26 protein-coding genes are annotated in these 26,527 nt (G+C 72.0%); 14 read left to right on the top strand and 12 right to left on the bottom strand.

Annotated elements, in window-relative coordinates; all coding sequences use genetic code 11:
• Window positions 1-85: 85 nt before the first annotated feature.
• From Nocox_RS40885 to Nocox_RS40865, 5 genes are read left to right on the top strand one after another with little or no spacing between them, the layout of a single operon-like run.
• Window positions 86-1,495, top strand: coding sequence for an aldehyde dehydrogenase family protein (locus Nocox_RS40885; RefSeq protein WP_020540788.1), 1,410 nt, complete (start codon window positions 86-88; stop codon window positions 1,493-1,495).
• The gene (locus Nocox_RS40880; protein WP_020540787.1) at window positions 1,488-2,285 is read left to right on the top strand and encodes a 2-keto-4-pentenoate hydratase; all 798 of its coding nucleotides are present in this window, start codon (window positions 1,488-1,490) and stop codon (window positions 2,283-2,285) included. The genes Nocox_RS40885 and Nocox_RS40880 overlap by 8 nt, the downstream gene beginning before the upstream one ends.
• Window positions 2,286-2,298: 13 nt before the next feature.
• Window positions 2,299-2,721, top strand: coding sequence for a RidA family protein (locus Nocox_RS40875; RefSeq protein ID WP_020540786.1), 423 nt, complete (start codon window positions 2,299-2,301; stop codon window positions 2,719-2,721).
• On the top strand, window positions 2,718-3,233 hold the full coding sequence (locus Nocox_RS40870) for a 3-hydroxyanthranilate 3,4-dioxygenase (RefSeq protein ID WP_020540785.1): 516 nt from the start codon (window positions 2,718-2,720) through the stop codon (window positions 3,231-3,233). The genes Nocox_RS40875 and Nocox_RS40870 overlap by 4 nt, the downstream gene beginning before the upstream one ends.
• Window positions 3,234-4,217 carry an amidohydrolase family protein gene (locus tag Nocox_RS40865; protein WP_020540784.1) on the top strand — a complete coding sequence of 328 codons (984 nt, stop codon included), beginning with the start codon at window positions 3,234-3,236 and terminating at the stop codon, window positions 4,215-4,217.
• Window positions 4,218-4,221: 4 nt separating this feature from the next.
• Here Nocox_RS40865 and Nocox_RS40860 read toward each other — a convergent pair whose 3' ends face one another.
• On the bottom strand, window positions 4,222-4,404 hold the full coding sequence (locus tag Nocox_RS40860) for a hypothetical protein (protein WP_020540783.1): 183 nt from the start codon (window positions 4,402-4,404) through the stop codon (window positions 4,222-4,224).
• 19 nt (window positions 4,405-4,423) lie between these two features.
• Window positions 4,424-5,527, bottom strand: coding sequence for a DUF2293 domain-containing protein (locus Nocox_RS40855; RefSeq protein WP_246649692.1), 1,104 nt, complete (start codon window positions 5,525-5,527; stop codon window positions 4,424-4,426).
• A gap of 91 nt (window positions 5,528-5,618) precedes the next feature.
• Here Nocox_RS40855 and Nocox_RS40850 point away from each other — a divergent pair, with 91 nt between their 5' ends.
• Entirely contained in the window at window positions 5,619-6,458 is an 840-nt protein-coding gene (locus Nocox_RS40850) for an FKBP-type peptidyl-prolyl cis-trans isomerase (RefSeq protein ID WP_169576993.1), read from the top strand.
• A gap of 16 nt (window positions 6,459-6,474) precedes the next feature.
• On the opposite strand, the gene mads6 is transcribed toward Nocox_RS40850, so the two are convergent.
• Entirely contained in the window at window positions 6,475-7,818 is a 1,344-nt protein-coding gene (gene mads6, locus Nocox_RS40845; RefSeq protein WP_020540780.1) for a methylation-associated defense system protein kinase MAD6, read from the bottom strand.
• 225 nt (window positions 7,819-8,043) lie between these two features.
• On the opposite strand from mads6, the gene Nocox_RS40840 reads away from it, so the two are divergent.
• Window positions 8,044-8,865 carry an SAM-dependent methyltransferase gene (locus Nocox_RS40840; RefSeq protein ID WP_020540779.1) on the top strand — a complete coding sequence of 274 codons (822 nt, stop codon included), beginning with the start codon at window positions 8,044-8,046 and terminating at the stop codon, window positions 8,863-8,865.
• A gap of 6 nt (window positions 8,866-8,871) precedes the next feature.
• On the opposite strand, the gene Nocox_RS40835 is transcribed toward Nocox_RS40840, so the two are convergent.
• Window positions 8,872-9,750 carry a helix-turn-helix domain-containing protein gene (locus Nocox_RS40835; RefSeq protein ID WP_051112436.1) on the bottom strand — a complete coding sequence of 293 codons (879 nt, stop codon included), beginning with the start codon at window positions 9,748-9,750 and terminating at the stop codon, window positions 8,872-8,874.
• Between the two features lie 157 nt (window positions 9,751-9,907).
• The gene (locus Nocox_RS40830; RefSeq protein ID WP_157382785.1) at window positions 9,908-10,135 is read right to left on the bottom strand and encodes a hypothetical protein; all 228 of its coding nucleotides are present in this window, start codon (window positions 10,133-10,135) and stop codon (window positions 9,908-9,910) included.
• A gap of 427 nt (window positions 10,136-10,562) precedes the next feature.
• Here Nocox_RS40830 and Nocox_RS40825 point away from each other — a divergent pair, with 427 nt between their 5' ends.
• A complete protein-coding gene (locus Nocox_RS40825) occupies window positions 10,563-10,865 on the top strand; it encodes a hypothetical protein (RefSeq protein WP_020540776.1) in 303 nt (100 codons plus the stop codon).
• 218 nt (window positions 10,866-11,083) lie between these two features.
• Here Nocox_RS40825 and Nocox_RS40820 read toward each other — a convergent pair whose 3' ends face one another.
• Complete coding sequence (locus tag Nocox_RS40820; protein WP_084685246.1) at window positions 11,084-11,611, bottom strand: C40 family peptidase; 528 nt, start codon at window positions 11,609-11,611, stop codon at window positions 11,084-11,086.
• Window positions 11,612-11,982: 371 nt separating this feature from the next.
• Here Nocox_RS40820 and Nocox_RS40815 point away from each other — a divergent pair, with 371 nt between their 5' ends.
• Window positions 11,983-12,327: an STAS domain-containing protein gene (locus tag Nocox_RS40815; RefSeq protein ID WP_020540774.1), complete on the top strand. Its 345-nt coding sequence runs from the start codon at window positions 11,983-11,985 to the stop codon at window positions 12,325-12,327.
• A gap of 9 nt (window positions 12,328-12,336) precedes the next feature.
• Here the strand turns inward: Nocox_RS40815 and Nocox_RS40810 are convergent, their stop codons facing one another.
• The 5 genes from Nocox_RS40810 to Nocox_RS40790 are packed head-to-tail and all read right to left on the bottom strand — an operon-like array spanning window position 12,337 to window position 19,397.
• Window positions 12,337-14,523 (bottom strand): terpene synthase family protein, encoded by a 2,187-nt coding sequence (locus tag Nocox_RS40810; protein ID WP_020540773.1) that lies wholly within the window; start codon window positions 14,521-14,523, stop codon window positions 12,337-12,339.
• A gap of 25 nt (window positions 14,524-14,548) precedes the next feature.
• Complete coding sequence (locus Nocox_RS40805) at window positions 14,549-15,916, bottom strand: family 2B encapsulin nanocompartment shell protein (protein ID WP_020540772.1); 1,368 nt, start codon at window positions 15,914-15,916, stop codon at window positions 14,549-14,551.
• A gap of 40 nt (window positions 15,917-15,956) precedes the next feature.
• Window positions 15,957-17,366 carry a family 2B encapsulin nanocompartment shell protein gene (locus tag Nocox_RS40800; RefSeq protein WP_020540771.1) on the bottom strand — a complete coding sequence of 470 codons (1,410 nt, stop codon included), beginning with the start codon at window positions 17,364-17,366 and terminating at the stop codon, window positions 15,957-15,959.
• A 26-nt stretch (window positions 17,367-17,392) separates the two neighbouring features.
• Complete coding sequence (locus Nocox_RS40795; protein WP_020540770.1) at window positions 17,393-18,334, bottom strand: 4-hydroxy-3-methylbut-2-enyl diphosphate reductase; 942 nt, start codon at window positions 18,332-18,334, stop codon at window positions 17,393-17,395.
• Between the two features lie 13 nt (window positions 18,335-18,347).
• The gene (locus tag Nocox_RS40790) at window positions 18,348-19,397 is read right to left on the bottom strand and encodes a polyprenyl synthetase family protein (protein WP_051112424.1); all 1,050 of its coding nucleotides are present in this window, start codon (window positions 19,395-19,397) and stop codon (window positions 18,348-18,350) included.
• 154 nt (window positions 19,398-19,551) lie between these two features.
• Here Nocox_RS40790 and Nocox_RS40785 point away from each other — a divergent pair, with 154 nt between their 5' ends.
• The 5 genes from Nocox_RS40785 to Nocox_RS40765 all read left to right on the top strand — a co-directional run bounded on the left by Nocox_RS40785 (window position 19,552) and on the right by Nocox_RS40765 (window position 23,993).
• Window positions 19,552-20,733, top strand: coding sequence for a zinc-dependent alcohol dehydrogenase (locus Nocox_RS40785; protein ID WP_026213846.1), 1,182 nt, complete (start codon window positions 19,552-19,554; stop codon window positions 20,731-20,733).
• Window positions 20,734-20,773: 40 nt separating this feature from the next.
• Window positions 20,774-21,823, top strand: a complete 1,050-nt coding sequence (locus Nocox_RS40780) for an NAD-dependent epimerase/dehydratase family protein (RefSeq protein WP_026213845.1) — start codon at window positions 20,774-20,776, stop codon at window positions 21,821-21,823.
• 254 nt (window positions 21,824-22,077) lie between these two features.
• The gene (locus Nocox_RS40775; protein WP_020540766.1) at window positions 22,078-22,548 is read left to right on the top strand and encodes an ATP-binding protein; all 471 of its coding nucleotides are present in this window, start codon (window positions 22,078-22,080) and stop codon (window positions 22,546-22,548) included.
• Between the two features lie 133 nt (window positions 22,549-22,681).
• On the top strand, window positions 22,682-23,581 hold the full coding sequence (gene folP, locus Nocox_RS40770; protein WP_020540765.1) for a dihydropteroate synthase: 900 nt from the start codon (window positions 22,682-22,684) through the stop codon (window positions 23,579-23,581).
• A 10-nt stretch (window positions 23,582-23,591) separates the two neighbouring features.
• On the top strand, window positions 23,592-23,993 hold the full coding sequence (locus tag Nocox_RS40765; RefSeq protein ID WP_020540764.1) for a DnaJ family domain-containing protein: 402 nt from the start codon (window positions 23,592-23,594) through the stop codon (window positions 23,991-23,993).
• A 171-nt stretch (window positions 23,994-24,164) separates the two neighbouring features.
• Here the strand turns inward: Nocox_RS40765 and Nocox_RS44055 are convergent, their stop codons facing one another.
• The gene (locus Nocox_RS44055) at window positions 24,165-26,516 is read right to left on the bottom strand and encodes a glycoside hydrolase family 6 protein (RefSeq protein ID WP_219495553.1); all 2,352 of its coding nucleotides are present in this window, start codon (window positions 26,514-26,516) and stop codon (window positions 24,165-24,167) included.
• Between the last annotated feature and the right edge of the window lie 11 nt (window positions 26,517-26,527).

Here is a 26,527-nt window from a genome sequence, read left to right as displayed (position 1 = left end):
GTCCTCTCCTGCCTGGTCGGGGGAGACGATGGCGATCGAGGGGCCCGTCGCCCCCGGATGTCGTCCCCGGAAGGAGGAGACCGCAGTGCTGACCCACTTCATCGGCGGCGAGCCGGTGACCGCGGGCACGGCCTTCCCGGTCCACGACCCGATGACCGGCGCGGTGATCAGACAGGTCGGCGAGGCCGACCCCGAGGTGGTCGACCGGGCGGTGCGCGCCGCGCGGGAGGCCGCCCGCGACTGGGCCGCGCTGCCGGTGGCCGAACGCGCGGGCTGGCTGCGACGCCTCGCCGAGGGCATCGAGGAACGCTTCGACGACCTCGTGGCGGCCGAGATCGCCGACACCGGCAAGCCGCTCGACCAGACCCGCACCCTCGACATCCCGCGCGGCATCGCCAACTTCCGCGCCTTCGCCGAGATCGCCGCCCACCGCCCCGACGAGGCGTTCCACCTGTCGGGCGTGCTCTCCTACACCGTGCGCCGGCCGCTCGGCGTGGTCGCGGTGATCGTCCCGTGGAACCTGCCGTTCCTGCTCATGACGTGGAAGCTGGCCCCCGCCCTGGTGGCCGGCAACACCGTCGTGGTCAAGCCGTCGGAGCACACGCCGGGCTCGGCCGCAGTGTTCGCCGAGATCTGCGCCGCCGCCGGGCTGCCGCCGGGCGTGGTCAACATCATCTACGGCCACGGCTCCGCCGGGCAGCTCCTGGTCGAGCACCCCTGGGTGGACGCCGTGACGTTCACCGGCTCCACCAGGACCGGCTCGGCGATCATGAGGGCCGTGGCCGACCGGGTCAAGCCGGTCTCGTTCGAGCTGGGCGGCAAGAACGCCGCCCTGGTCTTCGAGGACTGCGACCTGGAACGCGCGGTCGAGGGCTGCGTCAGGTCCGTCTTCACCAACGGCGGCCAGGTCTGCCTGTGCACCGAACGCCTCTACGTCCAGCGCCCGATCTTCGAGGAGTTCGGCGAGCGGCTGGCGGCCCGCGCCCAGGAGGTCGTCCCGCAGCCGATGATCTCCGCCGAGCACCGCGAGAAGGTCCTGTCCTACTACGCCTTGGCCCGCTCGGAGGGAGCCAAGGTGCTCGCGGGAGGCGGCACGCCGTCCTTCGGCGACCAGCGCGACTCGGGCTATTTCGTGGACCCCACCGTGGTGACAGGCTTGTCCGAGTGGTCCCGCTTCAACAGGGAGGAGATCTTCGGCCCGGTGTGTCACGTGACCCCCTTCGACACCGAGTCCGAGGCGATCGACCTGGCCAACAACAGCGATTACGGCCTCGCCGCCGCGATCTGGACCGGCGGCCTCGACCGCGCCCACCGGGTGGCGCAGCGTCTGGAGGCGGGGCTGGTCTGGGTCAACACCTGGTATCTGCGCGACCTGCGCACGCCCTTCGGCGGGCTGCGCCTGTCGGGCATCGGAAGGGAGGGCGGCACGCAGTCGCTCGACTTCTACTCCGAACCCACCACGATCACCATCAAGATGGAGCAACCCGATGCATGACGAATGGTCGCAGGCCGTGGACGCGCGCGCCCAGGCCGCCGACCGGCTGGCCGAGGCGGCGCGCACCGGCAAACCGTGCGCGCCCGTCCGTGACCTGATCGGCACCGCCGCCGACGCCTACGCCGTCCAGGAGCTCGCCACGGCGCGGGCGCTGGCCGAGGGGCGGCGGCCGGCCGGCAGGAAGGTCGGCGTCACCAACCCGGACGTCCAGCGGCAGCTCGGCATCGACCATCCGACCTGCGCCCCGCTCTTCGCCGACGCGGCCTACCTCGACGGGCTGCCCATCCCGTACGAGCGGCTGCTGCAGCCGCGTGCCGAGGCCGAGGTCGCGCTGGTGCTCGGCGCGGACCTCGCGGGCGGCCCGTTCACGGCCGCCGAGGTGCTGCGGGCGGTGGACTTCGCGCTGGTCGCCATCGAGGTCGCCGACTCCCGCGTGGCCGGCTGGGACATCGGCCTGGTCGACACCGTGGCCGACAACGCCTCCTCCGGCGTGTACGTCCTCGGCAACACCCCGGTCCCGCTGCGCGGCCTCGACCTGCGCGCCGCCGCCATGACGATGACCAGGGACGGCGAGCAGGTGTCCGCGGGCTCCGGCGCGGCCTGCCTCGGCCACCCGGTCAACGCCGCCGTCTGGCTGGCCAACCGGCTCGGCCGCACCGAGCGGCCGCTGCGCGCGGGCGAGGTCGTGCTGACCGGCACCCTCGGCCCCGTCGTGCCGGTGCGGCCCGGCGACACGCTGGAGGCGCACGTCGAGGGGCTCGGGTCGGTGCGGGCGGTGTTCACCCCGTGAGGACGACCCCGTGATGGCCAAGGGCATCCGCGTGCCCGGCAAGGCCACGCCGCGCGGCCGGTTCCCGCACGTCAAGCGGGCCGGCGACTTCCTGTACGTCTCGGGCACGAGCTGCCGCCGCCACGACGACACGTTCGTGGGCGTGGAGGTGGACAAGTACGGGGCCACGAACCTGGACATCCGCGCCCAGACCAGGGCGGTCATCGAGAACATCGGCGACATACTCAAGGCCGCCGGCGGCTCGCTCGCCGACCTCGTGCAGATCACCACCTACCTGGTGAACATGAACGACTTCAAGGGATACAACGAGGTCTACGCCGAGTTCTTCGACGAGGAGGGCCCGACCCGGACCACGGTGGCGGTGCACCAGCTTCCGCACCCGCACCTGCTCATCGAGATGCAAGCCGTCGCCTACCACCCCCAGGAGCGATCATGATTCCCCCCGTTGACTTCACCAAGTGGATCGACGAGCACGCCCACCTGCTCAAGCCCCCCGTGGCCAACAAGCTGGTCTTCGAGGAGGCCGGGGACTTCATCGTGATGGTGGTCGGCGGGCCCAACGCGCGCACCGACTTCCACGTGGACCCGTACGAGGAGCTGTTCTACCAGGTACGGGGCAACATGCACGTCAACGTGATCACCGAGGACGGCCCCGAGACCGTGCACGTCCGCGAGGGCCAGATGTGGCTGCTGCCCGGCGGGATGCCGCACTCGCCGCAGCGGCCGGAGGAGGGCTCGGTCGGGCTGGTGATCGAGCGCATCAGGCCGGAGGGCACGCTGGAGCGCTTCCAGTGGTACTGCGCCGAGTGCGGCGGCCTGGTGCACGACGTCGAGCTGCAGGTACGCGACATCGTCAAGGACCTGCCGCCGGTCTTCGAGGCGTTCTACGCCGACGAGAAGGCCCGCACCTGCGGCCGATGCGGCGCCCTGCACCCGGGCAAGGGCTGAATGGTCACCGGATCGGTCACCGACGTCCACACGCACCACGTGCCCAAGGGCTGGCCCGACCTGGGCCGGCCCGGGGCGCCCCGGCTGCGGGTCGAGTCCGAGCGCGAGGCGACCATCCTCGTGGGGGAGCGCGAGTTCCGCCGGATCCAGGACGACTGCTGGGACCCGGAGGTCCGGCTGGCCAGGATGGACGCCGACGGCGTGGACCGCCAGGTCGTCTCACCCACCCCGGTCTTCTTCGGCTACGACCTGCCGGCCGAGGAGGGCGTGCGCATCGCGAAGATCTTCAACGACCTGGCGCTGGAGATCTGCGCCCACGAGCGGCTGATCCCGTTCTGCCAGGTGCCGTTGCAGGATCCGGAGCTGGCCTGCGCCGAGCTCGACCGCTGCCTGGCCAACGGCCACCGTGGCGTCGAGATCGGTAACCACGTCGGCGACCGCGATCTCGACGACCCCGGCGTGGTCGCGTTCCTGCGGCACTGCGCCGAGCGAGGGGCGCCCGTCTTCGTGCACCCGTGGGACCTGCCGGCCGGGCCGCGCGTCGAGCGGTGGATGGCCCAGTGGCTCGTCGGCATGCCCGCCGAGACCCACCTGTCGATCCTCGCCATGATCCTCGGCGGCGTGTTCGACCAGGTCCCCGAGAGCCTGCGGATCTGCTTCGCGCACGGCGGCGGCTCCTTCGCCTTCTGGCTCGGCCGCTTCGAGAACGCCTGGCATCGCCGGCCCGGCGTGGTCGGCGTCTCCGAACGGCCGCCGTCGCACTACCTCGGCAGGTTCGCCGTCGACTCCGCGGTCTTCGACGAGCGGGCGCTGCGCCTGCTCGTCGACACCTTCGGCGAGGACCACGTGCTGCTCGGCAGCGACTTCCCGTACCCGCTCGGGGAGTCGCCGGCGGGCGGCCTGATCCGGCGGGCCGGGTTCCTGTCCGAGACCGCGCGGGCCAAGCTGCTCGGCGGCAACGCCGAGGCGTTCCTGGGCGCCTGACCGGTCACACCGGACGTTTGCCGCCCGTGTCGCCGTCGGCCAGCACCAGCGTCTGCGGGGTACGGACGATGGAGGCGGCGGTGCCCGCGCACCCGTCGTCCGCCCCGGCGGGCGCGGCGGGGACGGTGCTCAGCGCGAGTGCCGCGGCGCAGGCGGCGGCACAGCGGGCCCAGGTGCGGATGGTCATGGACGCTCCCAACGAGCTCTCAGCGGAGGGAATCAGGGGTGCCGATCCCCAGCATCGGTGTCGCGGGCCCGTCTGTCCAGGCGTCTCGGCCGCGGAACTCCGCCAGCTTGGCCTCGATGCGGTCCTTGATCCGTTCGCGGGCGGTCATGCGCGGCACCCCGGACATCAGCAGCTCGTCGTAGTCGGTGTCCAGGTGGCGGATGGACGCGATCACGGCCAGGGTGATGGCGTTCTCGTCGAGCGCCCTGGCCGCCGCCGTGCGGCCGACCCGGCCGCTGCCGCGCTGGCCGGCGTGCTCGGCGATGTCCCGCGCCCGCCGCTCGGGGCAGCCGGGGAACAGCCGGGCGATCTCGGCCGCCATCCTGGCCTGGAACTCCACGTCCTGCTCGGCCCGGCGGACCCGGTCGCGCTCGCGGCGGCGTTCGCGGGCGTCCTCGTCGGCCAGGCACCGCTCCTCGGCCGCCTCCAGCGCGGCCTGCTCGACCAGCAGGCCGGCCCGCTGGTAGACCTTGCGCCGCCGGTTGTAGCGCACGACCACGGCGGCGAGGCGGCTCTCCTGCTTGGCCCGGCGGCTCAGCGCCGCGTTCCCCGACGGCAGGAACACGAGGTGGTCGAGGTCCGCGCAGGTCAGGCAGTGGGGACGGTCGTCCTCCATGATCAGGTAGGGGCCGGTGTCGCCGCAGGACGCGCACGTCCAGGACTCCAGCGGCGCCACGGCCACCAGGTCGGGCGCCTTGCTCTGCCGCTCGGTGAGCCGGCGCACCCGCGCCTCGCTCAGCTCGGGCGAGATCCAGTGGACGCGGAACGGCTCCTGCGGGTGGCCGGCGGTGAAACGCAGCTCGCGGCGGTCGCGGCTGCCCGCCACGTAAGGGGTGTCGACCGGCTTGAGTCCCTTGGCCAGCGCCCAGTCCTTCAGCAGCGCGGCCGTGGTCACCAGGCGGTCCTCGTCCACCGCCGCGAGGCCGGCCAGCGTGGGCGCCCGGCCCTGCCGCCACAGGTCGACGTGCCGCGTGTGCAGCCAGCGGAGTCCGGTGACCACGTCGATGAACGTGACGTACTTGCGGGTGGTCAGCGCGATCTCGGCCGCGTCCGCGACCCTCCGCGCCAGGCTCTGCCTACTCACGGACACCAGTGTCCCGCGCCTTTGTCGGGAGATGGACGAAGCGCAGGCTTTCCTTGTGCGCCCTGCGGCAAATAACCTCTCGGATTTTTTCGTGTCCTGGAGGAAGACCGTGCGCCTGTTCTGGCCCGCCATGCTGATGCTCGCCACCTCGTGCGGCTCCTCCTCGTACCAGGGGGCGGAGGAGGGCGCGCAACCCGTCGTCAGCGGCGGCTTCGGCAGCAAGCCGGTCGTCTCCATCCCCGCGGGCAAGCCCGGCCGTACGCCCCGCATCACCGTGCTGTCGGAGGGCAGCGGGCGGCGTACGCTGCCGGGCGACGTCGTGCTCGCCGACGTCGACATCCGCCGGTGGGCCGGCAACCAGCCGTACATGAGCACCTTCGACGCCAACCAGCCCACCTCGGTCGTCTTCGACGGCCGGCGGGTGCCGGAGGTCTGGCAGCGTTCGCTCATCGGCCATCCGGCGGGCAGCCGAATCATGCTGGTCGGACCGGCCGCCGACGCGCTCGGGCCCGACCTGCCCCGGGCCGGGGTGTCGCCCAGGGACACGCTCGTCGTCGTCTTCGACATCCTGGGCGGCTATCCGCCGGACGCGCGGCTGGTGGGGCGCACCCTGCCGGTCGTGCCGGCCGACCTGACGCCCGCCGACCCGCCCCGCGTCCTCATCGACGGCTCGGGCAGGGAGATCCGGGCGGGGGCGAAGGTGATCGTCCAGTACGTCGCCGCCGCCTGGCCGTCGCGGGTGGTCACGGACTCGTCGTACCGGCGGGGCGGGCCGAGCGCCTTCACCCTGAAGCCGGGCGCGGCGCCCCCGGCCTGGCTGGACGCGCTGCCGGGCCGGCGCGTCGGCTGCCGGCTCGCGGTCCCGGCGGCGGGGGACGACCCCGGCATCTACGTCATCGACGTGCTGGACACCATCACCCCGCAGACCTGACCGCCCCGGCGCGGGGTCAGGGACGGAGGACCAGGCGGCGGACCAGGCGGCCGAGGCGGGAGCCCTGGGGCGGCGGCGCGGCGGTCAGCGCCTGGAGGGCGTCGGCCGCGGACGGCCGCCTCGCGGGCGAGTGGTCGAGCATGCGGCGCACGACCTCGGGCACGCCGGGGCCGTCGGCGCCGGTCGGCAGCTCGCCGGTGAGGAGCTGGTGGGCGATCACCCCGGCCGAGTAGACGTCGGAGGCCGTGGTCATCCGGTCGGGCCGCTCCTGGCACTCGGGGGAGACGTAGGCGGCGTCGAGCACGTTGCCCAGCTCGTGGGCGACGGTGTAGTTGCGCGGGCCGAGCTTGGCGTAGTCGAAGCCGGTGAGCACGGCGTGGCCGTCGTCGGTGACGAGCACGCTGGCCGGGGTGAGCGCGCGGTGCACGACGCCGTTGGCGTGGGCGTGGGCGAGGCCGCTCAGCAGGTCCTGGACCACGCTCATGCGCGCGCCCCGGGGCGGCGACAGGTGCAGCGACTGACCGTGCACGTCGTCGAGCACCAGCACGAACCTGCTCTCGTCGTCGATCGCGAAGAAATCGCGCGAGCGCACCACGCACGGGTGCGGCGGGATGCGGGCCAGGCTCTGGTAGGCGTTGGCGATGCGCTGCCGCTCGGCGGCCCGCGACTCGTGGTCGGCGAGCGGGTCGGCCTGGTAGACCCGCAGCAGCACGGTCTCGCTGCCCGGCAGCGTGGCGTTGAAGGCGCGGTATTCGGTGACCTTGGCGTCGCCGCCGAGCTGCTCCTCGACCTCCCAGTTGCCGAAGCGGGGCGGCGCGGTGCTGCGGCGTACGGTCTGGTTGAGCGCGTCGAGCACGGCCGTCATGTAGGGCCGCACGTGCGGGCTGCACCCGCGCCGCACCCGCGAGACGTCGCTCAGCGTGGCGACCAGCTCGGGCACGGTGGTGACGTTGACGGCGTCGCGCCCGGCCGGGTCGACCAGCTCGGCGTCGGGGGAGCTGAGCACGACCAGGCTGTCGACGTAGACCCGTTCGAGCTGGGTGGACCTGGACACCAGCAGGCCCTTGAGCGCCTTGGCGGTGCCCCGCAGCTTGGCCACCGGCGAGCCGAACGCCTCCCGCCGGGGCGGGAACCAGCGCGTGCCCGACACCTCGATGCGTCCCCGGGTGCCCTTGACGTCGACGACCACGAGCGAGTGGCCGGTCAGCACGAGCAGGTCGACCTCGAAGACGTCGTTGCCGCGCGGGACCTCGATGTTGTGCAGCAGCAGCCAGTCGGCGGGCGCGTGGTCGCGCAGATATGCGATGACGCGCCGTTCGGCGTCGTTGACCGGACGTCCACCGCCGACGATCTCTGCCATGGCCCCTATCCTCGCACGGCTGGAGATTGACACCATGCTGCCCAAATGCCAGTGGGACGGCGCCCGCGAGACGGGGATGACCAGGCAGCGGCCGTACGCCGCCGGTCCGCCGCCCTCGACCGGCTCGGCGACGAAGATCGATGAAAGCTCTCCTGGGCCTGGAAGGCGGACAGTCGGGACGCTAGGTTGAAGATCCCGCGGATCCGACATCACTGGAGCAGCTCCATGACCGGAGAACCGTACGCCGCCGGAGAGGCCCTGTCGCCTCGCATCGACACCAGCGTCCCGCACGCCGCCCGCATGTGGAACTACTGGCTCGGCGGCAAGGATCACTACGACGCGGACCGGGAGGCCGGCGACCAGTTCAGCGCGGCCTTCCCCGACATCGTGGAGATCGCGCGCCTGTCCCGGCACCTGCTCGCCCGCATCGTGCGGCACCTGGTCGAGGAGGCGGGCGTGCGCCAGTTCCTCGATGTCGGCACCGGCCTGCCGACCGTGGACAACACGCACGAGGTCGCCCAGCGCGCCCACCCGGCCTGCCGGGTGGTGTACGTCGACAACGATCCCCTGGTGCTCGCCCACGCCCGCGCCCTCCTGGTCGGCACCCCCGAGGGCGCGACCGACTACGTGGACGCCGACCTGCGCGAACCCGACAAGATCATCGCCGCCGCGGCGGGCACCCTCGACCTCACGCGGCCGGTCGCGCTCATGCTCATGGGCATCGCGGGCTACGTGAGCGAGGAGGACGGGGCCTACGCGATCGTCGGGCGGCTGATGGAGGCCCTGCCGTCCGGCAGCTACCTCGCCATGTGGGACGGCGCCAACGTCGTCACCGGCGAGGCGCTCGACCGGGCCCAGGAGGAGCACAACGAGGGGCCGGGGGCGCCTTACCACCTGCGGAGCCGCGAGGAGTTCGCCCGCTTCTTCGACGGGCTGGAGCTGGTCGAGCCGGGCGTGGTGTCGATCACGCGCTGGCGGCCCGACCCCGACCCGATGGCCTCGCTCGCCGAGGTGGACGCGCTGTGCGGGGTCGCCCGCAAGCCCTGACCCGCGTCAGAGGCGCTCGATCATCCCGTGGAGGATCGACGGGGTCTCGGACGGGGGCGGGGCGTGCACGCCCAGCTCGTTGAGCAGGTGGCGGTAGTGGCGCACCTCGTTCTCCTTGTTGAGGTATTGGGCGCCGGTGAGGTGTTCGAGGTAGACCACGTCGGGCAGCTCGTCCTGGGCGAAGCGCAGGAGGGTGACCGGGCCGACCCCGCCGAGCGCGGAGCCGCTGGCGAAGGGGAACACCTGCAGCGTGACGTTGGGCCGCTCGGCCATGCGGGCGAGGTGTTCGAGCTGGGCCCGCATGACGTCCTCGTCGCCCACCCGGCGGCGCAGCGCGCCTTCGTCGAGCACCGCCCAGAGCTTGCGCGGGGCGGGCGGGCCGAGGGCGCGGCGGCGGCGCAGGCGCACCGCGAGCAGCCGCGCGATCCGCGCCGAGGGCTCGCCCTCGTGGTTGCGGGCGATGATCTCGCGGGCGTAGTCCTCGGTCTGCAGCAGGGCGGGGACGTGCTGGACGCCGTAGGTGCGGATGAGCGCGGCGTCCTGCTCCAGGCCGAGGTAGGGCTCGAACCAGTCGGGGACGACGTCGCGGTATTCGTGCCACCAGCTCGGCGCGTTGGCCTGCGCGACCAGGGCGAGCAGGCTGTCGCGCTCGGCCCGGTCGCGTACGCCGTAGAGGGCGAGCAGGTCGGTCACGTCACGCGGCTTGAAGCTGGTGCGGCCGGCCTCCATGCGGCTGATCTTCGACTGGGAGCCGCGGATCGCGTACGCGGCGGCCTCGCGGGTGACGTCGGCCGCCTCGCGCAGGCGGCGCAGGTGAGCGCCGATGAGCAGGCGCAGCGCGCTCGGTCCTGATTGCAGGGAATCACGATCCGGTATTTCGGTCATGTCGCCCATATTGTGAGCACCCCGCATCTATGCTCCTCAATCGGCAGTTCGCCATGGTTCCGGTCCGTGGCCAATCCTGCCACGGCCTCCGCCCTGTGTACTGTATTTCCCGGCAAACGAAAAGCGTCGGCTATTTGTGCATTTACTGCGGATTTGCCTAATTTCTGGCCGCCGCGAGGACGACGCCCAGGGCCGCGAAGCCCGCGTCCCAGGTCGCGCCGGGCGCCGGCCCCACCTGCTTGCCGGCCGCCGCGCCGGCGAAGATCGGCTCGAACGTGCCGAGCCCGGGCAGGAGCTCCAGCCCGTACGGAGGTTCCACGAAGCCCGGCCAGTCACCGGACGCGGCCGGCGCGGCCCGCTCCGGATCCGGCTCGACGCTCGTCACCGTCACGTCCCGCCGGGCGAGAGCCCGCTCACCGGCCAGGCGGCGCCCACGCCGGTGCCCGTGCCGAGCTCCAGCGCCGCCGGCCCGGACTCGGCCAGGGGCCCCAGGGTTGCTTCTGGCCGCGCGCCGGAATCCCAACTTTCGGGTGATCGTCCCCCACGCCGAGGTAAAAGGCGACCGCGCATTTCCCGGCCAAAGCTAAAACACCCGCCTTTGGGCGGCCCGGCCGAGCGAGATATATGTAGTACCTCGCCGAAGCGGAACAAAACCTAATGCCAAGAAACCGAGGATTCCGCTTGACCCTCGGAATGGCAATCCGGGTTGCGGAACCAGCGGCCTGCCGCGATTGTTATTCCCGGCACCTCACAGCCCTGCACAAACGACTATGGCGTCGGAAATTCCGCGCCGATCCATGGAGGAAACAATCATGATCCGTCGTATCCTCGCCGGTGCAGCGATCGCGGCCGTCGCTTTCGGCTTCTCGGCCTCTGCTGCCTCCGCCAACGACGGCCCCCGCCCGAACAACAGCGGCCAGGCCGTCCTCAGCCAGTGGCAGATCATCGACGACGTCCTGAACGACGTGGCCAACAACTCGCTCAACAACCTCGACGTGAACATCATCCAGCTCGCCGACGAGATCGACCTCGACGTGCTGAACAACAACCAGCCCGAGGTCGGCGACGGCAACCGGAACGTCGGCATCCGCAACAACGACACCGACATCAGCTGAGAACGGTGTAGGCAGGAAGGCTGATCGCGGCTCCCGTCCGTGGAGCCGCCTGGCCAGTCGCCTTCCTGGTGCCCAGGCGAGCGACCGGGGCTCGGCGTGGTGAGTCGCGAGACCACGTGGACCCCGGTCGGCCGCCGCATCCGTACGGGCGCTGTGCGGTCCCGGGCCGGCCCTTTCGCGAGGGGCCGGCCAGGGGCCGCATTTCTTGTTTTCCCAGGTCAGACGGCTGAGCGGCCGACCCCCGGCCGTACCGCCCCCAGGAAGTCGGACCGGTCGAGCCGGTCCGTCCGCACGAACGCCCCCGTGTAGGGCGCGTGCACCATCGTCGTCGCGTCCACCGCGATCCCCACGTGCTCCGGCCCGGGACTGGTGCGGTCGTTGTCGAAGAAGACCAGGTCGCCGGGCTCGATCAGCTCCTTCGGCAGCCGGATCCCCGAGCGCCACTGCTCCTGCGAGGTGGTCCCGATGGCCGCGCCCGCCCGCGCGTAGGCGTACTCGGTGAGCCCCGAGCAGTCGAAGCCCTTCGTGCCCGCGCCCTTCCCGATGCCGAAGCCGGGCCCGCGCACCCCGCCGCCGCCCCACGAGTAGGGGACCCCGATCATCTCCATCGCCGCGCGCAGCGCGATGCTTCCGGCGGCCGAGCGCGCGCTCCACGCGGCCGGCGCCGCCTGCGCATGAAGAACGTACGCCAGCACGCACGCCAGCGCGTACGTGAGCACCCGCGCCGGCGATCCTCTCCCGGTCATGTGTCGTCACCATCCCCGCATGGCCCGTTTGTGAGCGTTGTCTGCTGTGCGGCTTACTTACCGCCGAAATTCGCGGCAAGTCTTCCGGCAAATAAGGACGAGTCACGAAATTTCGGGGCCTGGAAGATCCACGGCAAAACGGGCAGATAGGGCATCCAGCGTCGGCCACGACGGCATTGCCGGGCCACCGATCACGCACGGAAAGCCCCCCGGGAGCACCCCTTCAGGATTCCGCGCTAATTCGGTCATATTCTCGCGAAGATTACATAGTGAAACATACTTCGTGTAACCTTGGTTCTGGCCGATGGCGCTCACCGCGTGTACGGCCACCAAACCCCCGGGGAGCGTGCGTGAAGGGGGGTGTGAGGAGCGTGAACCGTCTCGAAGATCGGCTGCTCTATCAGGACGAGCAGCTCAAGGTCACGGTGCGCGCGGCGGCCGACGGGCCCGCCGTCACGCTGGTCGGCCAGGTCGACGCCTCCAACAGCTACGCCCTGGCCGTCGCCCTGACGGGCTGCCGCCGGGGCGAGCAGATCGTCGTCGACACCGGCGGCCTGACCTTCATCGACGTCTCGGGGCTGCGCGTGCTGGCCCTGCCGGCGCTGCCGCCGGAGCAGCGCTGGATCAGGCTGCGCAACCTCACCGCGTATCAGGTCCGGCTGTTGCGGCTGATGGGCTGGTACCAGGAGTCCCGAGCCCATCAGCTGCCCATCTGAGAAGCGTTCTCACCTGCCGGACAACACGGGGAAGGCGACCGCCGCCGAGGTGCCGAGGCCGGTGGGGCCGCCGAGCGTGACGCGCGGCGGCCGGTGGTGCCGGCGCAGGCTCTCCTCGTCGTAGCGGAAGCAGCCCCGGTGCCAGTTGAGTATGGCGGCGAGCCAGTCGCGCAGCTCCGCCACGAAGCCGTCGAGGGTGCCGCGCGCCTCGGCGTCGAGGCCGAAGTCGTCGCAGACGATCGGCAGCTCGTTCGCCACGATGTGCTCGAACTGCCTGACCCGCGCGGCCAGCAGGTCGGTGACGATGCGCAGCGCGGCCGGGTAGTCGCAGTCGAAGAAGCTCCGCACGACGAGGACGCAGTTGTGCACCTCGCCCCCGAACTCGATCTCCTTCTGGTAGGAGAAGATGTCGTTGAGCAGGCAGCCCGCGTCCATCATGGCGTTCTCCAGCGCCCGCATCGGGCCGCTGGCGTAGACGTCGTCAGGGACGCCCCGGTCGTGGCGCAGCCGGCAGAGGCTCATGGTCAGGTCGGAGCCGAAGGTCAGCCGGCGCATCTCCAGATAGTCGACCGGGTCGGGCACGTGCTGCGCGACCTCGCCCGCCAGCTCCCACAGCCACCCCTGGCACATCTTCTCCACCGACTCGCGCAGCTTGCGGCGGTGACCGGCCGGCATGGGCCCTGCCGTACGGGCCCAGACGTCGGCGAGGCTCCGCTCCAGCGCGTTCGCGGGCGGCGGCGCCGGCGAGCCGTCCAGCGGCATGCACGCCGAGAACCGGTCGACCGCGATCTTGGCGGCGGCCAGGTTGCCGGTGCGGCCGAAGACGGCCGGGAAGTAGTCGTCGCCGTACGTCCCCCACGCCAGCCAGAACGCGGCCAGGTCCAGCTCCTCGGGAGTGGCGTCGGGATGCAGCCCGGCGGCGCACAGCGCCAGGTCGTAGTCGACCAGCTTCCGCTCGTCCCACACCGCCGAGCCCGCCACCCCCGGCTGGGCCTCCAGGATGCCCATCGCCGCGCACCACTCCACGATGCTCCGCCGGGCGTTGTCCAGGTGCGGCGAGAGCCGCAGCGGGAACGGCACGTAGAGGTCGTCGGGGATCACGCTCGGCCCCACCCGCTCGTACGGGACGTGCGTGAAGCTCCTGACCCGCTTGGCGCCCAGCAGGTCGACCAGCGACGACATGCCGAGCGGCCGGCTCGCCCCGGCCCGCTGGTTCATGTAGCGGCTGGAGCGCAGGTGCCACTCGTGGCCGCCCGACTGCCAGTCCTGGAGCCCCTTGACGTAGGCCAGCACCCCGGCCGCCGAGACCGGGTCGATGCCGTGCTCGGCGAACAGCGGCCCGAGCTCCGTCACCGCCGTGTGCTCGAACTGCTGCAGCCGCGAGGTCAGCAGGTCGTTGACCGCGTTCGCGGCCTCCTGCGTGGTGCAGCCGAGGAACGTCTCCAGCACCAGCACGCCGTTGCTCAGCTCGCCCTCGTCACCGACCTCCCGCTCGTAGGAGAACAGGTCGTTGCGCAGGTGGACGGCGTCGGAGAAGGTGTCCTTGAGCACCCGCAGCGGCCGGGTCGCGGCCAGCCTGGCCGGCACCTCGGCCCCCACGGCGTGCTCCACCAGCCCCGCCGACCAGGGCGCGCCGCCCACCTTGCGGCGCATCTCGATGTACTCGACCGGGTTGGAGATCCGGCCCTTGTTGATGTTGGCCAGCTCCCACAGCGACTCGTTCAGCAGGTTGCGGGTGCTCTCGGCGAAACGTTCGCGCCAGTCCTTCGACATGCCGGGCACCGTGCGCACCCACAGGTCGGCCAGCCCCGCCTCGACCGGGTTGGCCGGCTCAGGCATGGACAGGTCGTCGCCCATCGGCATGAACGCGCCCAGCCGGGCCAGGTAGCCCCGGCTGCCCTCCAGGTCGCCGGAGCGTTTGAACACCTCCAGGAAGTGGTCGTCGAAGAAGAACACCCACACGTACCAGTCGGTGATCAGGCACAGCTCGTCGGCGTCGCAGTCGGGATGGGTGTAGGCGCACATCAACGGGTAGTCGTGGGCGTCGAGATCGGACTCCTCCCACACCCCCGAGCCCTCCAGCATCCCCATGGCCCGCGCCCACCGCTTGGAGTGGGCGTTGGCCACCTCCAGATGGGGGTTGAGCCGGGCCGGGTACGGCACGTAGAAGTCCGGCAGTTCGAACGGTTGGCTCATCAAAGCTCCTTCGGCGGGAGAACGTTCAGCCGGCCACCTTGACATGCTCCAGCGCGCCGAGCGCGTCCGGCACCAGGACGGCGCCCGAGTAGTAGGCGCTGACCAGGTAGGAGGCGATGCCCCGCGCGTCGATGCCGGTGAAGCGGACGCTCAGCCCCGGCTCGCGCTGGCCGGGGACGGCGGTGGGACGCAGCCCGACCACGCCCTGGTCGTCCTCGCCGGTGCGCAGGACGAGGATCGTGCTGGTGCCCTGCCGGGTGACCGGGATCTTGTCGCAGGGCAGGACGGGCACGCCCCGCCAGGCGGTCAGCCGCGCCCCGTGCAGCTCGACGCTGTCGGGGTAGACGCCGCGGGCGCTGCACTCCCGGTGGAAGGCGGCGATCGCCCGCGGATGGGCCAGGAAGAAGCGGGACTTCTTCCTGCGGCACAGCAGCTCGTCGAGGTCGTCGGGACCCGGCGGCCCCGTGCGGGTGTAGAGCCGCTGCCGGGGATCGACGTTGTGCAGCAGCCCGAACTCGCGGTTGTTGAGCAGCTCGTGCTCCTGCGACTCGCGCAGCGCCTCGACCGTCAGCCGGAGCTGCTGCTCTGTCTGGTCCATCGGCTCGTTGTAGAGGTCGGCGACCCGGGTGTGGACGCGCACCACCGTCTGCGACAGGCTCATCGGGTATTCGCGCGGCCCCGGGTCGTAGTCGACGAACGTGCCGGGCAGCGGGTGCTCGCCCCTGTGCCCGGCGGCGATCGCCACGGCCGCCTCGCCGTGCTTGTTCCGCGGCCGGGCCAGCCGGTCGTGGTGGCGTTCGATCTGGGCGCGCAGTGCCGGGGAGCGGGCGGCCAGGGCGTCCAGCTCCTCGCGCGGCAGGGCCAGCACCGTGCACGGGGTGCTGGTCTCCAGCGTGAAGTCCCAGGTCGCGCCCGGCAGGCCGCCGCCGGCGTGGTCGCCGTCGGCGAGGGCGCCGCGCACCAGCCGGCCGCCGTAGCCGGCGGCCTGGAACTGGGTGACCTTGCCGTGCGCGATCAGCAGGATCTCGTCCGCCGGACGGCCGGCGCGGGCGATCGTGTCGCCCGCGCCGTATTCCCGCTGCCGGAACGACCGGGCGAGCAGCTCCAGCTCCTCGCCGGCGGCCATCCCGTGCAGCAGGGGCAGCTCCGTCAGGCTCGGTGGGATCACCTGGAGCCGGGCCCCGGTGTGGTAGAAGCTCACCCGGCCGCCCCCGACCGGGTAGGTGAGCCGCCGGTTCACCCGGTAGGTGCCGGCCGCCACGTCGACCCACGGCAACATCCGCAGCAGCCAGCGCGGGGTGATCTCCCGCGCCTGCGGAGGCGTCTTGGTCGTCGTGGCGAGCCTGCGCGCCGCCTGGGTGTCGAGGCTGAGCCTCTGCTCCGACTCCGTCACGTGTGATACACCACCAATCCCCCGGCGGATCAGGTCCGGGCTAGTCGTTCCTGCCGAGCTCGACGTCCTCCAGGACGCCCAGCGCGTCGGGCACCAGCACGGCGCACGAGTAGTAGGCGCTGACCAGGTAGGACACCACCGCCTTCTCGTTGATGTTCATGAAGCGCACCGACAGGCTCGGCTGGTACTCGTCAGGAATGCCGGTCTGGTGCAGGCCCACCACGCCCTGGTTCTCCTGGCCCGTCCGCATGAGCAGGAACGACGTCGTACGGCTGGACGAGACCGGGATCTTGTTGCAGGGGAAGATCGGCACACCTCGCCAGGCCGGCACCCGGTGCCCGTTGACCTCGCTCGCCTGCGGGTAGACGCCGCGCTTGCTGCACTCCCTGCCGAAGGCGGCGATGGCCTGCGGATGGGCCAGGAAGAACGCCGGCTCCTTCCACACGGTGGCGAGCAGGTCGTCGAGGTCGTCGGGGGTGGGCGGCCCCGAGCGGGTGCGGATGCGCTGGCTGAAGTCGGCGTTGTGGAGCAGGCCGAACTCCCTGTTGTTGATCAGCTCGTGCTCCTGGCGCTCGCGCAGCGCCTCGATCGTGAGGCGGAGCTGCTGGTCGAGCTGGCTCATCGGCTGGTTGTACAGGTCGGAGACGCGGCTGTGGACGCGCAGGATGGTCTGGGCGACGCTGAGTTCGTACTCGCGGGGGCTCAGCTCGTAGTCGACGAACGTGCCGGGCAGCGTGGCCTCGCCGGTGTGGCCCGAGGACATCTCGATGGCGGCCTCGCCGTAGTCGTTCTGGGCGTGGGCGCCGCTGCTGAGCCGGCTCTCCAGGTGGGCGCGCAGCGCGGGCGACTGCTCGGCGATCTGCTCGAAGTCCTGCCGCGACAGCGTCAGCACCGTGGTGGCGGTCTTGGCCCGCGCGCTGAACGCGAACGCGGCCCCGTCGGTGAGCGCCTGCTCGCCGAAGTGGTCGCCGTCGGCCAGGACGCCGAGGTCCTGCTCGTCGCCGTAGGCGCCGCGGGCCACCTTGCCCACCCGGCCGTGCGCGATGAGGACGAGCCGGTCGCCGTCCTCGCCCTCGGTGACGATCTGCTCGCCGGCCTCCACCTCCCGCTGGGTGAAGCGGCCGGCCAGCGCCTCCAGCACCTCCATGTCGTCGAAACCGCGCAGCACGGGCAGCTCGGTCAGCTCCGCCGGGATGACGCGCACCTCGGATCCCGTGGTGCTGAAGGTGATGCGGCCGTCCCCGAGGGTGTAGGTCAGCCGCCGGTTCACCCGGAAAACGCCGCCCGAGCACTGCACCCACGGCAGCAGCCGCAGCAGCCACCGCGAGGTGATCTCCTGCATCTGCGGCGGCGTCTTGGTGGTGGTCGAGAGCTGCCTGGCGGCCTCGGTGCTCAGGCTGAGCTGGCCGTTGCCGTTCTCGGGGGCGGCGGACTGGGTGGTTTCTGTCATCTCTTACCTGCCTGTTCCGTGCTGGACTAGCCGGGGTTGCGGGTCGGTCGTAGTTCGGGGGGAAGAGAGAAGGTCAGGGTCTCCTCGGTGAGGGTCACCTGAGTGACGTCGGCGAAGCCGCGGGCCGCGAGCCAGTCGAGCAGGCCGTGGACCAGCCGCTCCGGCACCGAGGCGCCGGAGGTGACGCCGACGGTGCGTACGCCGCGCAGCCAGCGTTCGTCGGCCTCGCCGGCCTGGTCGACCAGGTGGGCCGCGCGCGCCCCCGCCTCCAGGGCGACCTCCACCAGGCGCTGGGAGTTGGAGGAGTTGGCCGAGCCGACGACGAGGACCAGGCCGCACTCGGGCGCGATCCTGGTCACCGCCTCCTGGCGGTTCTGGCTGGCGTAGCAGATGTCGTCGCTGGGCGGGTCGGCGAGCTGCGGGAAGCGTTCGCGCAGCGCGGTGACCGCGCGCATGGTCTCGTCCACCGACAGGGTGGTCTGCGACAGCCAGCTCACCGGGCCGTCGCCGGTGACGCCTGCCTCCTCGGGGCGGGCCGGGTCGACGACGTGGATGTGGCCGGGGGCCTCGCCGAGGGTGCCCTCGACCTCCTCGTGCTCGGCGTGGCCGATGAGCACGATCTCGTGGCCGTCGGCGGCGAGCCTGACGGCCTCCTTGTGGACCTTGGTGACCAGCGGGCAGGTGGCGTCGATCGTGCGCAGCCCGCGCCGCTCCGCCTCGGCCTTCACCGCCGGCGCCACCCCGTGGGCGCTGAAGATCACCAGCGCGCCGTCGGGCACCTCGTCGAGCTCGTCGACGAAGACCGCGCCGCGCCTGGTCAGGTCGTCGACCACGAAGGTGTTGTGGACGATCTGTTTGCGGACATAGACGGGCGGGCCGAAGCGCTCCAGCGCCTGCTCCACCGTCACGATCGCGCGATCGACGCCCGCGCAGTAGCCACGCGGGGCCGCGAGAAGTACGCGTCCCATCGGAGAAACCCTTCTACCTGGTGCGATGTGCGAGCCGGTCGGCGAGCACGGTGAGCGCGGCGGACGCGTCCGGCTTGATCTCGGCCTCGGCCAGCGCCGCGACCGCCTCCCGCACCCGGCCGGCGATCATGTCCTCGACCTCCGCGACCGCTCCGGTGTCGCGCAGGATCTGGCGCAGCTCGGTGGCGCGCTCCTCGCTCAGCTCGGGATCGCCGTGCCAGCGCCGCAGGTGCTCGCGCTGGGCGGCCGAGGCGCGGCGCAGGGCGTGCGCGATGAGCACGGTGTGCTTGCCCTCGCGCAGGTCGTCGAGCGCCGACTTGCCGGTCTCCGCGGCCGAGCCGAAGGTGCCGAGCAGGTCGTCGCGGAGCTGGAACGCCTCGCCCAGCGGCACTCCGAACCGTGAGTAGGACTCCAGCAGCCCCGCGTCGGCCCCGGCGAGCGCGCCGCCGATCTGCAGCGGCCGCTCCACGGTGTATTTGGCCGTCTTGTAGCGGATGACCGTGAGCGCCTGGTCCACGCTCGCCCCGGCCCGCAGTTGCGCGAGCATGTCGAGGTACTGGCCGCTGATCACCTCGGTGCGCATGGCGTCGAAGAGGCGGTGCGCGGCGCGCAGCCGGGCCGGCTGGATCCCGCAGGACGACAGCATGGCGTCGGACCAGGCGAGGCTCAGCGTGCCGAGCAGGATGCCGCCCGCCTGGCCGAAGACCTGCGCGCCCGGCCCCGGGTGCAGCCGCTCCAGGCTCTTGTGCACGGTGGCGCGGCCCCGGCGCAGCTCGCTGCCGTCCATGATGTCGTCGTGGATGAGCAGGCCCGCGTGGCACAGCTCCAGCGCGGCGGCGGCCGTGATGATCTCGTCGCAGTCGTCGCCGCCCGCGCCGCGCCACCCCCAGTAGCACAGTTGCGGCCTGATGCGCTTGCCGCCGCCCAGCACGAACGCGTGCAGCACGTCGTAGGCGACCGCGACGTCCGGGTCGGACAGCGGCGTCCGCCAGGTCTCCAGGAACGCGCTCAGAGATCGGTCGATGCGCGAGCCGAGTGAAGGCTCAGAGAAGCCCAATGGCATACGCGCGCTCCTTCGGTGGGTCGGGCATCACCAATAGTTACTCACCCAACACTGAGTGTGTAAAGAGTCTTGGGTGGCCCCTGACGTCTTCTGTCTCACCAGTCACAAGATCCGGCCGTCCGTTTAGTGGCTTTTATGGGGGTATGCGCTGTGCATGAGAGCAGTCACCTGGCACGGCAAGCGCGACGTGCGCGTCGAGGACGTCCCCGACCCGGTCATCAAGGAGCCCAACGACGCGGTCATCAGGGTGACCAGCACCGGCATCTGCGGCTCCGACCTCCACCTGTACGAGGTGCTCGGCCCGTTCATGGCCGAGGGCGACATCCTCGGCCACGAGGCCATGGGCGTCGTCGAGGAGGTCGGCCCGGACGTCACCCACGTCAAACCCGGCGACCGCGTCGTCATCCCCTTCACCATCTCCTGCGGCCACTGCCACATGTGCGGCATGGAGCTGTACGCCCAGTGCGAGACCACCCAGGTGCGCGAACAGGGCACCGGCGCCGCCCTGTTCGGCTACACCCGCCTCTACGGCCAGGTCCCCGGCGGCCAGGCCGAGTACCTGCGCGTGCCCGAGGCCCAGTTCGGCCCCATCCGGGTGCCGGAGGGCCCGCCCGACGAGCGGTTCGTCTACCTGTCCGACGTGCTGCCCACGGCGTGGCAGGCGGTCGCGTTCGCGGAGATCCCCGACGGCGGCAGCGTGACCGTGCTCGGGCTCGGCCCCATCGGCCAGATGTGCGCCCGCATCGCCCGGCACCTCGGCCACCGCGTGATCGGCGTCGACGGCGTCATGGCCCGGCTGGAGCTGGCCGCCCGCCACGGGATCGAGGTCGTCGACGCGAGCGAGACGCCCGCCGTGGCCGACGAGATCCGCGACCGCACGGCCGGTCGCGGCACCGACTCGGTGATCGACGCCGTCGGCATGGAGGCCCACGGCTCGCCCGCCGCCAAGATCGCGCAGACCCTCACCGGCCTGCTGCCCGACGCGCTCGCGGCCCCGCTCATGGCCCACGCGGGCGTGGACCGCCTGGCCGCGTTCCACCAGGCCGTGGAGAGCGTGCGCCGGGGCGGCGTGATCTCCGTCATCGGCGTGTACGGCGGCATGACCGACCCGCTGCCCATGCTCCGCATGTTCGACAAGGGCGTCACCGTGCGCATGGGGCAGGCGCACGTGCGGCGCTGGATCAGCCCGCTGATGCCGCTGGTGACCGACGACGCCGACCCGCTCGGCGTCATGGACTTCACCACCCACCGGATGCCGCTGGAAGAAGCGGCAAAGGCGTACGAAATGTTCCAGAAGAAGGCCGACGGAGCCATCAAGGTGCTCCTGCGGCCCTGATGGGCGTTTCACCGGACGGAGAGCGGGCAGCGGAGCCTCCATGAGAGTCGTCGTGGTGGGAGCAACCGGGAACGTCGGCACCAGCCTGGTGCGCGCGCTGAGCGTCGACGAGCGGGTGACCTCGATCGTCGGGGTCGCGCGGCGGCTTCCCGGCTGGCGCGTCGACCGCACCGAATGGCGGCAGGCCGACGTGGCCTCCGCCGACCTGGCCCGGATCTTCGACGGGGCGGACGCCGTGGTCCACCTGGCGTGGCTGTTCCAGCCGACCAGGGACCCGGCGACGACCTGGCGGGCCAACGTGCTCGGCAGCATGCGGGTCTTCCGCGCCGCCGCCGAGGCCGGGGTGCAGGCGCTGGTGCACGCCTCGTCCGTGGGCGCGTACTCGCCGGGGCCCAAGGACCGGCGGGTGGACGAGAGCTGGCCCACCCACGGGTGGCCCGGCGCCGCCTACGGGCGGGAGAAGGCGTACGTCGAGCGGGTGCTCGACGTCTTCGAGCACGACCACCCCGGCATCCGCGTGGTGCGGATGCGGCCCGGCTTCATCTTCCAGCGGGCGGCGGCGTCCGAGCAGCGCAGGCTGTTCGCCGGACCGCTGGTGCCGCGGCGGCTGATCGGCGCGGGGCACGTCCCGTTCGTGCCGGACATCCCCGGGCTGCGCCTCCAGGTGCTGCACGCCGAGGACGCGGCCGAGGCCTACCGCCTCGCGGTCGTGCGCGAGGTCAGGGGGGCGTTCAACATCGCCGCCGAACCCGTGCTCACGCCCGGCGACCTCGCCGAGCTGCTCGGCACCCGTACCGTGCCGGTGCCGCGGGGGCTCGCCAAGGCGGCCGTCGCGGTGGCCTGGCGGCTCAGGCTGGTGCCCGCCTCGCCGGGGCTGCTCGACCTGGCCATGCGGCTGCCGGTCATGAGCACCGACCGCGCCCGCGAGGTGCTGGGCTGGCGGCCGCGGCACTCGTCGCTGGACGCCATGCGCGAGCTGTTCGAAGGACTGCACGACGGCGCCGGCATGGACACCGCGCCGCTCGCCCCCGACGGCGGCCCGGCCGGCCGTATGAAGGAGTTCGCCTCCGGCATGGGCGCCCGCCCGTGACGCGGATCCGTGGAGAACGCGGAGTGTGATCCCCGTCCTCATGGGAAGAGGACGGGGGAACGCGAGGTCCTGAGGCGCGGCCCCGGGTGTCACTACTGACACGGAGGAACGCCATGGACCCTTTTCCCCGGACCGGTTTCCGCCAGGTCCTCCACGTCGATCGTCCCGATCTGAGCCAGTCCGGCCGAGGCGGCGCGCCTCCGCCGGACGCCGCCGCGCGCCGGCGGGCGCAGGCCAGGTCGGAGGAGCCTGCCATGCGCACCCTTCTGACCCAGCCCTTCACGCTCAAGGACGTGACCAGGCTCCGCCGTAAGGTGGCCGAGGAGGCCGAGCGGTGCGGGCTGAGCGGGCCGCGCCTGGACGACTTCGTCCTCGCCGTGCACGAGAGCGTGGTCAACGCCGTCGAGCACGCGGGCGGGCACGGGCACATCAAGCTGTGGACCGTGGACGGCGTGCTCCGCTGCGAGACCACCGACCGGGGGGAGGGCATCCCCGAGGGGTACGTGGCCGGCGATCACCGGCCCTCCGACATGAGCTACGACGGGCGCGGGATCTACCTCATCCGCCGCCTGTGCGACATGGTGGACTTCAGGACCGGGCCGTTCGGCACGACGGTCCGCATCACCATGCGGCTGCCGAAGGTCCCGGGGCACGGCGCGCGCGGGCACATGCGACGCATCAGGGTCGCCGGTGACAGCCGCCCGCCGGGCCGCTTCACCGCCTGAGCCCGCGTGCGTGGAGCCCGCCTGAGCCCGCCTGAGCCCGTCCTGAGTCCGCCTGAGCCCGTCCTGAGTCCGCGCCGCCGGGCAGGCCCCCGCCGCCCGGCGGCCCCCGCGTAGCGGCAGGTAGGGTCGAAGGGTGAGCCGCGAGCAGACTTCCCCCGCGATCATCGCCCCGGTCCGGCGCATCGGCCGGCGGGAGTTCGACTTCGCGCGCCAGGTCGCCGTGATGGCGATCGTCAACCGCACCCCCAACTCCTTCCACGACCAGGGCCGCACCTACGCCCTGGACAGCGCCGTCGCGGCGGCCAGGCGGGCGGTCGACGAGGGCGCCGACTGGGTCGACATCGGCGGCTTCGCCTTCAGCGCCGCGCAGGCCGGCATCGGCGCCGCGGAGGAGATCGACCGGGTGGCCCCCGTCATCGCCGAGGTCCGGGCCGTCACCGACGCGGTCATCTCGGTCGACACCCACCGCCCCGAGGTCGCGCGGGCGGCCATCGAGGCGGGCGCCGACGTCATCAACGACACCAACGGGCTGCGCGAGCCGGGCCTCGCCGAGGTGGCCGCCGCCACCGGGGCCGGCGTCGTGGTCACCCACAGCCTGGGCGGCCCCGGCCGGCGCGTCTTCCGGCCCAGCTACGACGACGTCGTGGCGGAGGTCGCGGGCTTCCTGCGGGAGCGGGTGGCGTACGCGCTGGAGGCCGGCATCGCCCCCGACAAGATCATCATCGACCCCGGCCACGACCTCAACAAGAACACCTTCCACTCGCTGGAGCTGACCCGCCGCCTGGAGGAGATCACCGCGATCGGCTACCCGACGCTGGTCGCGCTGTCCAACAAGGACTTCATCGGCGAGACGCTCGACCGGCCGCAGGGACAGCGGGCCGAGGGCACCATCGCCGCCAACGTCGTCGCCGTCCTCAAGGGGGCGCGGATCCTGCGGGTGCACGACGTGCCCGCGACCGTCGCCTCCGTACGCATGACCGAAGCCGTCCTCGGCTGGCGTGCCCCCCTCGCGCCCAGCCACAACCTGGCGTGAAGGAGCGCGCGTGAGCGACCGCAAGCCGATCGGGATGCCCTTCGAGAGCTGGATCGACCGGCAGATCCGCGAGGCGGAGGAGCGCGGGGAGTTCGACGACCTGCCGGGCGCGGGCAAGCCGCTGCCGGGGCTGGACAAACCGCAGGACGACATGTGGTGGATCAAGCAGAAGGTGGAGAGCGAAGGGCTCGCCATGCCGCTGCCGCCCACGCTGGCGCTGCGCAGGGACGCGGAGGAGGCGCTGCGGGAGGCGCGCGGGGCGCGGACCGAGGCCGAGGTGCGGCGCGTCCTGGAGGCGATCAACGAGCGGATCCGGGAGGCGATCAGGACGGGGTTGCCGGGGCCGCCGCTCAACCTCATGCCTTACGACGTGGACGAGGAGATCTCGGAGTGGCGGCGGGCCCAGGGCTGATCCCCGGGCTCCGCGTGGGAACGGGGCCCGGGCGCGAAGGCCCGGACCCCGTTCCGGTGGGCCGAGGGGCCCGGGTCAGGCGGGTCCCTCTGGCCGGCCGGAGCCCCGGGTCAGGCGGGGTCCCGGCCGGCCGGGTTCAGGTGACGGCGTCCGCCGAAGGCGACGGCGTCCTCAGTTGACCGGCGGGTAGGCGTTCGCCAGCAGCTCGCGGAACTGCGCGGAGAACCACTGGCCGGAGAGCGGGGCGCCCGCCTTGGCGCCGGACATGTTGTTGCCGTTGAGGCTGTTGCCGGTGTACGTCGGGTCGCACATCCGGTCGAACCTCTTGCCCTCGTCGTTCGGGATGTCCTCGCTGGCGCCGTCGGACTCGCCCGGAGGCTTGATCCAGACGTAGGCGTCGAGACCGGCGACGGGGGCGGCGGTCGGGCGGGCGCCCAGGCCGGCGCCGCTCTGGTTGCACCAGTTGCCGGCGTGGATGCGGCGGTCGACGCGCGAGCCGTTCACGAACTCGTCCACGTTGGTCGAGGTGCTCGGCCCGGACGGGCGGGCGGTGCCGCCCCAGCCGTTGCGCGAGGTGTCGATCAGCATGCCGAGCCCGGAGCGGAAGCCCTTGGAGATCAGGGCGGTGCGCAGGGCGAGGGCGAAGGACTGCTCGTCCACGTACCAGTTCCAGTCCACCCACTTGGACTGGCGGACCGAGGTGCTGCCCAGCATGGTGTCGATGGTGAAGTGCGGCTCGGTCGTGGCCGAGTAGTTGGCGGTGTTGACGATGAAGCCGTCCACGCTGTCCACGCCGGCGGCGGTGCCGGCGACGGTCTCGTAGAAGAGGTTGACGGCGGGCCCGAAGTTCGAGTCCCAGCCGAGCCAGGCGTGGTGGGCGGCGTCGATGTAGGTGTAGACGTTGGTGATGGCGTGGAGCTTGTCGAGCGCGTACCGGACGCCGTCACGGTAGCCGCCGGGGCCGTTGGCCTCGCGGCAGTCCGCGAAGTTGTTGAGGTTGGTGACGAGGTTCGGCAGCGAGTCGGGCTCGATGATGGTGACGATGCGCAGGTTCGCGTAGGCGGAGTCGCGGAGGATGGCCGCGATCGGGTCGATGTACTCCGTCTTGTAGCGGTTGAAGCCGTCCTGCGAGATGCGCAGCTCGCCGTTGGAGGCCAGCGCCGAGCAGTCGCGGTTGGGCAGGTCGTAGATGACGACCTGGATGGTCAGCGGCGTGGAGCCGTTGGCGGCGTCCTGCCGGACGGCCTCGTCGAGGTGGGCGCGCAGGCCCATGACGCTGCTGGAGCCGGCGATGGCGGCGATGCGGTCCATCCACACGGCGGTGGAGGTGTTGGCGACCGCCGAGCCGCCGGGCTCGGCCGCGGCCTTGGCGCTCCAGTTGGGGTTCACGTAGCCGGTGGCGCCGGCGTACGGGTTCTCCACGTGGACGGGGGTGGGGCCGCCGTCGTCGTCGGCCTCGGTGGCGGTGACCGTACGCGAGGTCAGGCCGGTGGCGGCGACGGTGAACGTGCGGCTGCCGTTGGTCGTGTCGGAGTCCTGCGCGGCGGCCAGGGTGACCGTCTGCGGGGTGTTCCAGTTCGACGTGGTGAAGCTGAGCGAGGCGCCCGAGCTGACGGTGAGGTCGGTGTCGCCGCTGCCGGCCGTCGTGGTGACGGTCACGCCGGAGGAGGGCTGGGCGGCCAGGCGCGCGGTGAACGTGCCGGTCGAGCCCTCGGGCACGGTCACCGAGGTCGGCGTCACGATGATCGACTGCTCGACCGTGGCGTCGTCGTCCACCTCGGTCGCGGTGAGCGTGGCGCCTGTGACGCCGCTGCCGCCGACGCTGAAGCTCGCGGTGCCCGCGGTGGTGTCGGCGTCCTGGGCCGCGGCCAGGGTGACCGTCTGCGCGGTGTTCCAGTTGCTCGGGGTGAAGGTGAGCGAGGCGCCCGAGCTGACGGTCAGGTCGGTGTCACCGCTGGTACGGGCGGTGGTGACGGTGACGTTCGAGCTGGGCGCGGAGGAGAGGCGCGCGGTGAACGTGGCGGTCGAGCCCTCGTTGACGGCGACCGAGCTGGCCGACAGCACCACGGAGGGCGTGGTCGGGCCGGTGCCGCCGCAGGTCACGCCGTTGACGCTGAACGACGTGGGGTTGGGGTTGGTGCCGGTCCAGGTGCCGTTGAAGCCGATGCTGGTGGAGGCTCCGGTCGCGAGGCTGCCGTTGTAGGGCATGTTGGTGCCGGTGACGCGGGTGCCGCTCTGGCTCCAGTTGGCGCCCCAGCCGCTGGGCGTGTACTTCTGCCCGGTGGTCGGGTAGTCGAAGGCCAGGGACCACGACGTGATCGGGTCGCCGGTGTTCTTCAACGTGATGTTCGCGGTGAAACCGCCCTGACCAGGGCTGCTCGTCCACGAGTTGGCAGTGTAGGTCACGTCGCAGGCGACCGCGGCGTTCGCGGCCGTGCTCTGCCCGACGACGAGCCCCAGGGCCGCGACACTCGCGGCGGTCACGGTCACGGCCCATTTGCGGAGGCCGCGTTGGAGTCTCACGAGCGATCATC

It is taken from the genome of Nonomuraea coxensis DSM 45129, from assembly GCF_019397265.1.
Taxonomy (GTDB): Bacteria; Actinomycetota; Actinomycetes; order Streptosporangiales; family Streptosporangiaceae; genus Nonomuraea; species Nonomuraea coxensis.
The sequence above is the reverse complement of the archived record's forward strand: the minus strand, read 5'-3'. Positions and strand labels throughout refer to the sequence as shown.

What these genes read in the sequence shown, in the direction of transcription:
- Nocox_RS40880 (WP_020540787.1), top strand. Translation starts at nt 1,488, where the DNA reads ATGCATGACGAATGGTCGCAGGCCGTGGACGCGCGCGCCCAGGCCGCC.
- Nocox_RS40875 (WP_020540786.1), top strand. Translation starts at nt 2,299, where the DNA reads ATGGCCAAGGGCATCCGCGTGCCCGGCAAGGCCACGCCGCGCGGCCGG.
- Nocox_RS40870 (WP_020540785.1), top strand. Translation starts at nt 2,718, where the DNA reads ATGATTCCCCCCGTTGACTTCACCAAGTGGATCGACGAGCACGCCCAC.
- Nocox_RS40865 (WP_020540784.1), top strand. Translation starts at nt 3,234, where the DNA reads ATGGTCACCGGATCGGTCACCGACGTCCACACGCACCACGTGCCCAAG.
- Nocox_RS40860 (WP_020540783.1), bottom strand. Translation starts at nt 4,404, where the DNA reads ATGACCATCCGCACCTGGGCCCGCTGTGCCGCCGCCTGCGCCGCGGCA.
- mads6 (WP_020540780.1), bottom strand. Translation starts at nt 7,818, where the DNA reads ATGGCAGAGATCGTCGGCGGTGGACGTCCGGTCAACGACGCCGAACGG.
- Nocox_RS40840 (WP_020540779.1), top strand. Translation starts at nt 8,044, where the DNA reads ATGACCGGAGAACCGTACGCCGCCGGAGAGGCCCTGTCGCCTCGCATC.
- Nocox_RS40835 (WP_051112436.1), bottom strand. Translation starts at nt 9,750, where the DNA reads ATGACCGAAATACCGGATCGTGATTCCCTGCAATCAGGACCGAGCGCG.
- Nocox_RS40825 (WP_020540776.1), top strand. Translation starts at nt 10,563, where the DNA reads ATGATCCGTCGTATCCTCGCCGGTGCAGCGATCGCGGCCGTCGCTTTC.
- Nocox_RS40820 (WP_084685246.1), bottom strand. Translation starts at nt 11,611, where the DNA reads ATGACCGGGAGAGGATCGCCGGCGCGGGTGCTCACGTACGCGCTGGCG.
- Nocox_RS40810 (WP_020540773.1), bottom strand. Translation starts at nt 14,523, where the DNA reads ATGAGCCAACCGTTCGAACTGCCGGACTTCTACGTGCCGTACCCGGCC.
- Nocox_RS40800 (WP_020540771.1), bottom strand. Translation starts at nt 17,366, where the DNA reads ATGACAGAAACCACCCAGTCCGCCGCCCCCGAGAACGGCAACGGCCAG.
- Nocox_RS40795 (WP_020540770.1), bottom strand. Translation starts at nt 18,334, where the DNA reads ATGGGACGCGTACTTCTCGCGGCCCCGCGTGGCTACTGCGCGGGCGTC.
- Nocox_RS40790 (WP_051112424.1), bottom strand. Translation starts at nt 19,397, where the DNA reads ATGCCATTGGGCTTCTCTGAGCCTTCACTCGGCTCGCGCATCGACCGA.
- Nocox_RS40785 (WP_026213846.1), top strand. Translation starts at nt 19,552, where the DNA reads ATGAGAGCAGTCACCTGGCACGGCAAGCGCGACGTGCGCGTCGAGGAC.
- Nocox_RS40780 (WP_026213845.1), top strand. Translation starts at nt 20,774, where the DNA reads ATGAGAGTCGTCGTGGTGGGAGCAACCGGGAACGTCGGCACCAGCCTG.
- Nocox_RS40775 (WP_020540766.1), top strand. Translation starts at nt 22,078, where the DNA reads ATGCGCACCCTTCTGACCCAGCCCTTCACGCTCAAGGACGTGACCAGG.